The sequence below is a fragment of the Vibrio sp. 1078-1 genome (assembly GCF_033340475.1).
Genome location: NZ_JAWOWM010000491.1, coordinates 1 through 637 on the forward strand (window position 1 = coordinate 1; position 637 = coordinate 637).

Sequence of the window (637 nt, forward strand, 5' to 3'; positions counted from 1 at the left end):
ACACAACCGTGTCCGACAAAATTGCCCCTAAACCTGCACACGCAATATTCTTAGGCAGTTTAACGTTTAACTTCTCGGCATTTGCCGTAAGAATTGTTGCTGCAGAACCCCAAGCACGAATGTCCATCGTGACGATTTGCGGCATGCTGATTGGCGAACTGCCCATCGCGTGGTGGTCGATGATTGCCACGATGGAAGTTGGATCAACCGATTTTGCAAGTTGAGTCGATTGGTTGAAATCCACCAAACCAATGTGGTGAGAAGAGAAATCCGCCTTCACTTTTGGCGCGTCCATGCCACAAAATTCAAACACAAACTTACTTTCTGGGTTCGCTTCACCTGTTAGCGCTGCTTCTCCGCCGTAGATGTGTGACGCAAGGATAACGGAAACGGCACTATCGGTGTCTGGGCTCAAATGTCCAACCCATACAAGGTTGTCGGTATTATTGTTTGAAAGCGTGGTGAGATCCAAAGCGCCCTCAGCCAAACAGCTGAAAGAGGCAATCATGGTTAATCCAAGTAGTGAACGTTTCATTTGAGTCCTTAATGGTGAGTGGTAAGTTACTATTGGTACTGCATAGACCATTGATTCAAATGTAATTTTTTCGAGTTACCAATTCACCCGATATTCTTGGAA

1 protein-coding gene is annotated in these 637 nt (G+C 45.8%); it reads right to left on the reverse strand.

Translation table 11 applies throughout. The features are described 5' to 3' along the window. A partial coding sequence (locus tag R7190_RS28375) for a DHH family phosphoesterase (protein ID WP_225463066.1) occupies positions 1-535 on the reverse strand: 535 nt, incomplete at its 3' end. Positions 536-637 lie beyond the last annotated feature (102 nt).